This window comes from Nosocomiicoccus sp. HMSC059G07 (assembly GCF_001815515.1).
GTDB lineage: Bacteria > Bacillota > Bacilli > Staphylococcales > Salinicoccaceae > Nosocomiicoccus > Nosocomiicoccus ampullae_A.
Window position 1 is genome coordinate 1 of sequence record NZ_KV820783.1, and the last position, 9755, is coordinate 9755.

At 37.1% G+C, this 9755-nt stretch carries 7 protein-coding genes and 1 tRNA gene; all 8 read right to left on the bottom strand.

Features of this window, described 5'->3' with window-relative positions; all coding sequences use genetic code 11:
• Nucleotides 1–57: 57 nt before the first annotated feature.
• Entirely contained in the window at nucleotides 58–573 is a 516-nt protein-coding gene (locus HMPREF3029_RS00755) for a C40 family peptidase (protein WP_070458049.1), read from the bottom strand.
• 50 nt (nucleotides 574–623) lie between these two features.
• Entirely contained in the window at nucleotides 624–4316 is a 3693-nt protein-coding gene (locus HMPREF3029_RS00760) for a S8 family serine peptidase (RefSeq protein ID WP_070709230.1), read from the bottom strand.
• 166 nt (nucleotides 4317–4482) lie between these two features.
• Entirely contained in the window at nucleotides 4483–5829 is a 1347-nt protein-coding gene (glmM, locus tag HMPREF3029_RS00765; protein ID WP_070709232.1) for a phosphoglucosamine mutase, read from the bottom strand.
• A gap of 9 nt (nucleotides 5830–5838) precedes the next feature.
• Nucleotides 5839–6777: a CdaR family protein gene (locus tag HMPREF3029_RS00770; protein WP_070709234.1), complete on the bottom strand. Its 939-nt coding sequence runs from the start codon at nucleotides 6775–6777 to the stop codon at nucleotides 5839–5841.
• On the bottom strand, nucleotides 6764–7585 hold the full coding sequence (gene cdaA, locus HMPREF3029_RS00775) for a diadenylate cyclase CdaA (RefSeq protein WP_070709236.1): 822 nt from the start codon (nucleotides 7583–7585) through the stop codon (nucleotides 6764–6766). Before cdaA ends, HMPREF3029_RS00770 begins: the two co-directional genes overlap by 14 nt.
• Nucleotides 7586–7602: 17 nt before the next feature.
• Entirely contained in the window at nucleotides 7603–8541 is a 939-nt protein-coding gene (locus tag HMPREF3029_RS00780; RefSeq protein ID WP_070709238.1) for a helix-turn-helix domain-containing protein, read from the bottom strand.
• Nucleotides 8542–8642: 101 nt separating this feature from the next.
• Nucleotides 8643–9551 (bottom strand): arginase, encoded by a 909-nt coding sequence (rocF, locus tag HMPREF3029_RS00785; RefSeq protein WP_070709240.1) that lies wholly within the window; start codon nucleotides 9549–9551, stop codon nucleotides 8643–8645.
• Between the two features lie 131 nt (nucleotides 9552–9682).
• Nucleotides 9683–9755, bottom strand: a tRNA-Lys gene (locus tag HMPREF3029_RS00790).

Consider the following 9755-nt stretch of genomic DNA (forward strand, 5'->3'; position numbering starts at 1 on the left):
CATCTCATAAGAGACTTTGTCTACAGCCTGAAACACGTCACTTATGTGACGTGTTTTTTAATATCTGTAATACCCGTCCACTTTACCATGGACATAAGATACTGCACGTAGTCCGACACCTTCGTCTGGATTTAATGCGTCGACCATCATTCCATCTCCAACATATACACCAACGTGTGCAAAGTCGTTAAAGAACACTAAGTCTCCTGGTTCAGGGTTTTCTACTCGTGTACCTTCTCTCACTTGATCATATGTTGTTCTAGAGATGTTAATCCCTTTAAATTCTCTTAAAAACTGCTGTGTAAACGCAGAACAATCAACTTCTGTATTAGAGTTCCCACCCCATACATATCGTTTCCCTACAGCTAGTTGTAACGCAAAATCCGCAGCGTCAGTATCAGGTTGTACAAAATGTTCATCTACAAACTTTCCATATGTATACGTTATAGAATCATTTTCCTCTTCTTCTTCAGAGAATGGTTGACTCGGCTGTAACATTAACGCATGCGCTTCGTTTGATAATACAAAGCACGCACATGCTGATAAAACAAAAGAAAGTATTAGCTTCTTCATATAATCCTCCTCTTCTAAAGAATAGAAGAACGAGCTTTCGCTCGTTCTTACTATTGTTCTACAACTACATATGCGCTAAACTCTTTAGTTTTCAACTCAAGTTGTCCAGATTTTTTATTAAATAATCCATTACCTTTGAATTGTTCACCAGAGTTAACATTTAACACATTAACTTTTTGTTTTGGCGACTCTAGAAGTACAACAAAGTTTGAATTTAACTGAGATACTTCTTCAGCGGCACCATTTGATTCACCGATAAGTTTTACTTTAAGTTGATCTGATAATCCGTCTGATTCAAATTTTTCGAGAACAACATATACGTTGTCATAGCCATTTAATTCTTTGAAGTTATCTACGTTAAACTTAACGCCGTAACCACCTAAATCAAATGTTAACGATTTGTTCTTTTTAAGTTTTGAAAGTGTGTTTAGTGCATTATTATCTAACTCAACAGCTACGCTGTTGTATTCAGAAAAATCAGCGACAACATCACTTCTACCATTTACGAATAAGCCGTCATAGTTGTTTGGATCGAATGAAACAACTTCTCCTTCAAACTCTCCTTCGTCATCACCTGGCTCTGGTTCTGGCTCAGGATCTGGCTCTGGTGCTGGTTCGTTTGGTAATTCGTGATGTCCTTCTTTTACATCATTTTCAGCAGGGTTTACAGTGTACTCATATGTCTTACTGTTACCAGCTGCATCCGCAAAGTCGATAGTTAAGTGGTAAGCAGTATCGAACTTCTGATCGAAGTTGAACTTACCTTCTTTAGTGAATTGTCCGTTACCAGTTAACTCTTCTTCACCATTACTTAATTTCACTTTACCTTTAACGAATAAGTTCGGATCGTAATCTAATCCATAAAGCTCTTTAAGTTTTGGTAATGCGTTGATATAAAGATCGTCTACAGTAATATCTAAGTTGCCATCTACAACTTTTGCTTCTGTAATTTCAGTCGCTTTACGTTTAACGAATAATGGACCGTCGAACTCAGAGTTTAATTGAGATTGTTTATCAATTGATAGAACATCTACTGTGTATACACCATCATCAATTTTACCTGGTACACGTTTTTCATCTACGATATTGTACATGTCACCTGTAATCGGTAATTGATTTTTTAATTCTGGTAAGAATAAGAAATCAATTGTACCTTCATACCCGTCGTTATCTGGACCAGATTTAGGGTCGAGTAAGTTAAAGTATGAAACAAGTGCATAGCTTTGTGGTTGACCAAACTCAAGGTCGAGTACAGTTTCATCTTGTACGCCGTCATCGTTTGGTGAAATGTGTAAGTCTTGTAATTCAACTTTCTTAATGCTTTCGCCACCTGCATCATCACCGATTAAAGCAGCAAATGGAACGCTGTAATCACCGTGGTCACTCTTCACGTGAATGTAACCTTGGACTTCTGTTCCGTCTGGTGTGTCTTCAGGAGCATCAATCGTAAACTCTACAGACGCGTTGTCTGCTGTTGATACTGAAGTTTCGCTCGCTTGAAGGTTAATTCCAACATCTGATAACATCTCAATTTCGATGTTGTAGTTTACAGATGAACCACTATTATTCTCGATGAATAATTCTTTAGTTTTTGATTCACCACTTTGCATTTTTCCAAATGACATTGTACCACGTGTATGCTCATGAACTGTTCCGTCCATTTCTGTTTCATGATTCACTTTAAGTAGTGAGTCAGTCGTTGCAGCTCTATACGGCTGTACAAGTCCAGCACCTTGATCGAATACATCAAATGTAGATGTGTCGAGTAATTTCGCTGTGTTTGAAAGTGCAGATTTCACGTCAAACGGCGTGTAATCAGGGTTTAACTCTAAGATTAACGCTGCAATACCTGCAACATGTGGAGTTGCCATAGAAGTCCCTGTGTACTCTGCGAATGCATACGTGTAATCCATATTTTCATCGAATGCTTTAAACACTGGTACTGTAGATAAGATGTTTGTACCCGGTGCTGAAACATCCGGCTTAATGTCAAAGTTTGGTTTCGACGGACCTCTAGAAGATGAATCGTTCATTTCGTCTCCACCTGATACTTCATCTTTAAATGAGTTAAACGTCACTTTACCTTCTTTGTTTTTGTCGATAGCTTCTTTGAACTCTTTACCGTCAGTGTAACCAACATCTAACGTCGGTACGTAGTGGAATGATTTACCTAAGAATAATCCTGTTGGACCAGGTGCGCCGCTTCCACTTTCAGAGTTATAAATAATAACTCCTTTTGCACCTTGTTCTTTAGCGTTTTGAATTTTTTCAACAAATGGAATATCTCCACGTTGAATAAGTGCAACTTTATCTTTTACATCCAGTCCTTTAAAGTCTTCTACTTTACCAACATTTGGTACTGCAACTACTTCTTCAGTATCACTTAGTTGGTCTGCTGGATTTTCATTCATTGTGTATGTCATAAAGAGTACGTCTTTTAACTCTTTTTTATAGTCTCCAGATTCTAGCGTAACATTTGCGTAGTATTTTAACTCTGGTAGTGTCGTGTTACCTACACCGATACCAATCGCACCTGAAGCTGGACCACCAACTGTAGAACGATTTGGACCTGAGTTACCTGTCGCTGATACAGCAACTGTACCAAGTAACATAGCGTTGTTAACTGCAAATGAGTTTGCTTGTGCTTCATCTGCTGAGCTGTTACCGAGTGATAAGTTAATAACGTCCATGCCGTCTTTAACTGCGTCTTCAATACCACTTACAATCCAGTTCGTATATCCGCTACCATATGCTCCAAGCACGCGGTATGCATATAATTGAACGTTCGGCGCAACACCAACAACACCGTATTCGTTGTTACCTTGTGCTGCAATTGTCCCCGCTACGTGTGTACCGTGAGTTGTCCAGTACTCACTTCCGTTTCTTTCTTCTGGAACATTGTCTGGACGCTCGTCTGGATTAGTTTCATACGGATCATCTGCTGCACGTGGTGATTTGTATTCATTACCTTCTACGTAGTTACGTCCACCTTTATAAACATCTTTTAAGTCTGGGTGGTTGTAGTCAATTCCAGTGTCGAGTACTCCGACTTTAACGCCGTTACCTTTTTCACCAATTTCCCAAACCTTTTCGATTTCAAGGTGTTTTAAAGCAGGTATTAGGTTAGATGAAACATCATCCTCACCTTTTGCTAGTTCAGCTGATTCTGGAATATGTACTTTCGTAATTTCAGGATCTAAAGTTACAACAGTGTCTTTTTCAACAAATGCAACATCTTTAAGCTCAATCAGCTTGTCTAAGTCTTTTGCATCAACTGTTAATGCCTCAGCATTTAAGACTACGTCGTATTTCTTCTTCTCCTTAACTTTTATCTTCTTAAACTTTCTTTCTTTTTGAACACGTAATCGCTCTTTTGCGATTTCGTTTTTAACCTTCTTTTCGTCTGCTGCTGTAAAGTTTTTGCCTTTCGCATTAGCGATACCTTTCGCTAACCCTACAGACGGCGTACGATAGTGGACAATTACATCTACTTGCCCTGTCTCTCCTTCTAAGTTTTCAGAGATTGTTGCTGGACCATTGATAAGTTCTAATTGTTCAGCAATTGCTCGCTGTTGTTCAAGTTGTTCTTTTGTTAGTTTAACATCGTGCTTTAAACCTTCTACTCTAAGCGTGCTGTCTAAATCAAAATCATTTTCAGCCGCATTAGCGAGTGGCGAGAACGAAGTTAAAACCATTAGAACGATCGAGAACAGTAAAAACAAACGTCTAAGTTGCTCTACCATATACAAACCTCCTAAAAATTTTAATATCAAATTCTGAAAATTTGATATTTACAGTTATGTTAACGCTTTAGTTAAATAAATGCAATATGATTTATAAAAATTATTTTAAAATCCGAAATAATAAAACGCACATCGAGTTGATGTGCGTTTTATATGAATGAAATTTTTATAATCCCATTTCTTCTTCGACTATTTGAGCAATTTTTTCTGCATAAGATTTCGCTTGTTCTTCTGTTTCTGCTTCTACCATTACACGTACAAGTGGCTCTGTTCCGGATGCACGAACTAAAATTCGTCCATTACCCGCCATTTCTTCTTCGACAGATTGTATGACTGATTTTACTTTTTCGTTATCAGTTACGTGATATTTGTCCTCGACTTTTACGTTCACGAGTTCTTGTGGGAATTTCACCATTTCACCATGTAATTCACTTAGTGTCTTACCACTTTTTTTAATGATGTGTGCGAGTTGTACACCTGTTAATAAACCGTCACCTGTTGTATTATGGTCGAGCATAATAATATGACCAGATTGCTCTCCACCTAAGTTATAGTTGTGTGTTTTCATTTCTTCAACGACGTAACGATCTCCAACTTTTGTTTTGTCGCTTTTAATATTTAACTTTTCAAGTGCTTGATAAAACCCTAAGTTACTCATTACTGTACTTACGACCATGTCGTCATTTAAAAGACCATTTTCTTTTAAGTCCTTTGCTAAGATGTACATGATTTTATCTCCGTCGACGAGCTGTCCTTTTTCGTCAACCGCAATGATACGATCGCCATCTCCATCGAACGCAAGACCAAAGCCAGCACCGAGTTCGACGACTTTTTCTTGTAATTTCTCTGGATGTGTTGAACCGAATCCAGCGTTAATGTTTGTACCATCTGGATTACAGCCAATCGTATCAACGTCCGCTTCTAAGTCACCGAATAAGTACGGAGCAAGTGAATACGTCGCACCATGTGCACCGTCAAGGACGATATGTTGATCGAGTAGATCTCCGTCAATTGTCGCTTTTAAATGACTTAAATATTTTTGACCACCTTCGAAAAAGTCTGTTATAAATCCAACATCGACACCTGTCGGACGTGGCAATTCAGCATCTTCTTCTAACATACTTTCAATTTTTGCTTCTGTCTCGTCATCGAGTTTAAATCCGTCGTTTTGGAAGAACTTAATACCGTTATCCTCCACTGGGTTATGTGATGCAGAAATCATCACACCGAGGTCCGCTTCCATATCTTTTGTTAAATATGCAACACCTGGTGTTGAAATAACCCCAAGTCGAATGACTTCTGCTCCGATTGATAATAATCCAGCAATGAGTGCAGATTCTAACATCTCTCCAGAAATACGTGTATCTCTTCCGATCAGAACGCGCGGTCTTTCTTCTTTACTATTTTCAAGTAAAACACTGCCTCCAACACGTCCAAGTTTAAATGCGAGTTCGGGTGTTAAAAACGCGTTTGCTACTCCTCTAACACCGTCTGTTCCAAAATATTTACCCATAATTAACTCCTATTTCTTACTTATTTTGACTTCAGCTTTTACGTTCGCTGGTTCAGTTTTTTGTATATTACTTGGTAGTGATAGTGATACATTAAAACTACCAGATTGATCGATATCTTCTAAATTAATTTCCGCTTCGACTCCGACGATTTCATCAAGCATATCTTGTGGTCCGTATATTGTTATCGTCTCATTTTCTAATGAGATACCATCGAGTTGGTATCCACTTTTTAAACTACCGACGACATTTAAATAGACCGGCACTTCTTTACTGTTTTCTTTAACTTTAATATCTACTGCAACTTTCTGCGGCTCGATTACGACATCTAATTTGTTATAAACGCCGTCAAAGACACTCACTTCCGCACTTTCTCTAATCGCGTCAGTAATCTTCTCAGTGCCAGAAATCATTGCACGAACATACTGTATACGTGCCATATCATCTTCTCCACCTCTAACAGTGACGACTTCTGGGTCTGTCGTAATAGACTCGATTGTATAGTTAGATGATAAACGACTTTCATTTACTTCCGCTCGAACTTCAAATGTTTGTTCGACTAAGTTTTGAATCGACACCGTTGTCTTTTTCGGTAAAACTGTTGCTGTGACGTCTTCAGGTATTCCTTCTACTTCATACGTCACTTCAAACTCACCAAGCTCATAATTTCGTAAATCTAATATGACGTTAAAGTTATCTGTCGCTTGAATTTGTTTTAACTTTGATGGTGTTCCTGAGAAGTTCACTTGGACTGTTTTTTGTGCTCCTGTCACGTAGTACTCTTCTTCATCGTACTTTAATTCAACAGGTACATTTTCAATCGTAATCGTATTATTACCACCACTTTGTCCAAACAGATTAAAATCTTCAAATATCTTATTGGCACTCGCAAACATGAATAACGCGAGTATCAGTGATACGAAAAGTATACCCGGTTTACTTTCTAGCAAATAGACCACCTCCGTCTTTCTTTACGGATGTCATTATCCAGTACTTCTTTAATTCTTCATCGAGTTCTTCTATCGAAATATTTTTTCTTAAACGGCTGTCAATAGTCGTAGAAACGTCACCAGTCTCTTCAGAAATGACGATTGTAAATGCATCTGTAACTTCTGAAATACCGACAGCTGCTCGGTGTCTAGTCCCAAGTTCTTTGCCGATTTTATTACTCTCTGATAGCGGTAGATAACTCCCTGCTGTAATGATTTTATCGTCTCGTACAATCATCGCACCGTCGTGAAGTGGCGTATTCGGTACGAAAACGTTAATTAGTAAGCCAGCAGTTAAATCTGCATTCATCGGCGTTCCTGTTTCGATATAGTCTTTTAATCCAGTTTCACGTTCAAACACAATTAAAGCCCCGATTCTACGTTTGGCCATATATTTCACAGCAGTAATCATTTCTTCACGATACTTCTCTAATTCGTCTTCACGATTTGTCGTCGACTTTTTAAAGATCTTTCCTCGTCCGAGTTGTTCTAACGCTCGTCTTAACTCAGGCTGGAATATTACAATTACTGCTAAGAATCCCCATTCAAGTACAAGGTCAAATATTTGTGTCGTCGTCGTCAGTTCAAGGAAGTTACTCACTGCTCGACCGATGATTATGAAAAATATACCTTTGATTAACTGGATTGCTTTTGTCCCTTTAATCACATTAATTAGTTGATAAAATACAAACCATACAATTAATAAGTCGACAATACTTGTAATTAAATGGAGTGTTGGTGTTTCTTCAAATAGTTTTCCTATAAGCATGTCGTTTCTTTTCCTCTCTAGATAATAGATTTGAATCGCTCGTCGAGTTCGTCTATTATCTCATTCAATGCATTGAATTCACGCGTGAATTCAATCGTTCCATATATATCAAGCGCAGACTTAACGTCCCCTTTCGCAAGAAGTGAATATGAATATAGTACTTTATCGTACACATTATTTTTGTTCGCTGTAATTAGTTCTAGTGTATCAAATTTTTTCTCATGATACAGGCAAATACCCTTCATATAACGTACTTCTTCTTCTTTATAAGTAATATTTACTTGACGAGAAAGGTATTCCATTCTCTTTATAATTCGTAGCACTGTATAGTACTGCTTCTTATCGAAATAAATATTCGCCATTAAATATAAGTTCTGAATAGACTCTAGTTGAAATTGATTCGTATAAGACATTTCAACGAGTGCACGTTCTAAAACGTCGAGTGCTTCATCATAATCATTATTTTTAACATAGTAGCGACTGATCACATTCGTATAACGAATAAAATAATCGTTCACAGGCATTTTTAACAGTATATCTGCTGCATCGTCTAGATATCGTTTACATAAATTGTATTGAGATCGATTTAAATAATATTCTCCATATATTAAATAGATTCTCGCTAGATCTAACTTTTTAATATCTTCTTTTTCTTCATAGTGGTTGTCGATAAATTGTTCAATGACGTCAAATTCTTCATTTTGAATTTTATTCTCATAAAAAATTATCTCACGACTCATATCGATATCGCTGTATTGATAGTTCTTACTTTCAACCATCAAGTCATTCACATTTACACCAAGTCGTTCACTTAACTTAACAAGCACGTTATTCGATGGCTGAACCGATCCTTTTTCAATTAAACTTAAATACGTTCTCGATACGATGCCTTCAGACAATTCTTCTTGAGTCAGCTTTTGATTGTTCCTTAATTCTTTAATTCTATTACCAATCATATGTACACCTCACGTTTCACTCTTTTAGAGTATGAACGTTTTTATAACAAAATGCAACAATGTTTAATAAACGTTAAAAAAGCTAGTGCAATTGCACTAGCTTACTTTGTACGTTTACCGAATAAATATTCTGTTACGTGTACAGCTGTTTCTGCTGTTTTATTTTCCTCATCGAGTAAAGGATTCACTTCTACTAAATCCATTGAAGTGAGCTTGTTTGTTTTACTTAATTCTTCCATAAACATGATGACTTCAGAAGTAAAGAGTCCTCCTGGTACTTTAGTACCTGTACCTTTTACTTCCATCGGGTCAATTGAGTCTACGTCAAATGATAAATGTAAACCATCTGTATGCTCTAAATGCTTTAAAGTACGGTTTAAAATCTCATTTAAACCAAGTATTCTTACGTCACTCATAGAGAACGTTAAAATATTCTTTTCTTTAATTAGTTTTTTTTCTCCATCGTCTAAATCTCTAACCCCGATTAAGACGACGTTTTCAAATTTAAGTTTTGCATTAAAGCCGTTCACCGACGTTAACTTATCATTACCTACACCTAATAATTCTGCTAAAATCATACCGTGAATATTACCACTCGGAGATGTTTCTGCTGTATTTAAATCACCATGTGCATCAAACCAAATGACGCCTAAGTTGTCATAGTGAGGTGCAATTCCTGATAAACTACCAAGCGCAAGCGAGTGATCCCCACCGATAGTTAAAGGGAATTTATTGTTTTCTACACTTGATGATGTTGCTTTAGCGAGCACTTCAGAGTAGTCTCTTACTTCATCTAAATTTTTAAGATCATCTGTTACTTTAATATTTTGTTTAGTAAAATTATGAGGATAGTTACCGATTATATTTCCAACATCAGTAACAGTATGTCCATTTTGTTCAAGCATTTCTACAATGCCCGCGATTCTTAAAGCATCTGGTCCAAAAGTCACTCCAGGTTTACCTTGCCCAAATGCTGTTGTTGCTCCAATTAAGTCAATCTCAAATGACATATTAAAACCCACCTTTATGTATTATATATATAGTTTATATGAGGTTAGATGGATAAACAATATGTAAATTAAAACGTTTTCATGTATATATTATGCATAAAAAAAGCACTAGCTATTGCTAGTGCTATTAGTGAGCCGTACAGGAATCGAACCTGTGACCCTCTGATTAAAAGTCAGATGCTCTACCGACTGAGCTAACGGCTC

What these genes read in the sequence shown, in the direction of transcription:
- HMPREF3029_RS00755 (WP_070458049.1), bottom strand. Translation starts at nt 573, where the DNA reads ATGAAGAAGCTAATACTTTCTTTTGTTTTATCAGCATGTGCGTGCTTT.
- HMPREF3029_RS00760 (WP_070709230.1), bottom strand. Translation starts at nt 4,316, where the DNA reads ATGGTAGAGCAACTTAGACGTTTGTTTTTACTGTTCTCGATCGTTCTA.
- glmM (WP_070709232.1), bottom strand. Translation starts at nt 5,829, where the DNA reads ATGGGTAAATATTTTGGAACAGACGGTGTTAGAGGAGTAGCAAACGCG.
- cdaA (WP_070709236.1), bottom strand. Translation starts at nt 7,585, where the DNA reads ATGCTTATAGGAAAACTATTTGAAGAAACACCAACACTCCATTTAATT.
- HMPREF3029_RS00780 (WP_070709238.1), bottom strand. Translation starts at nt 8,541, where the DNA reads ATGATTGGTAATAGAATTAAAGAATTAAGGAACAATCAAAAGCTGACT.
- rocF (WP_070709240.1), bottom strand. Translation starts at nt 9,551, where the DNA reads ATGTCATTTGAGATTGACTTAATTGGAGCAACAACAGCATTTGGGCAA.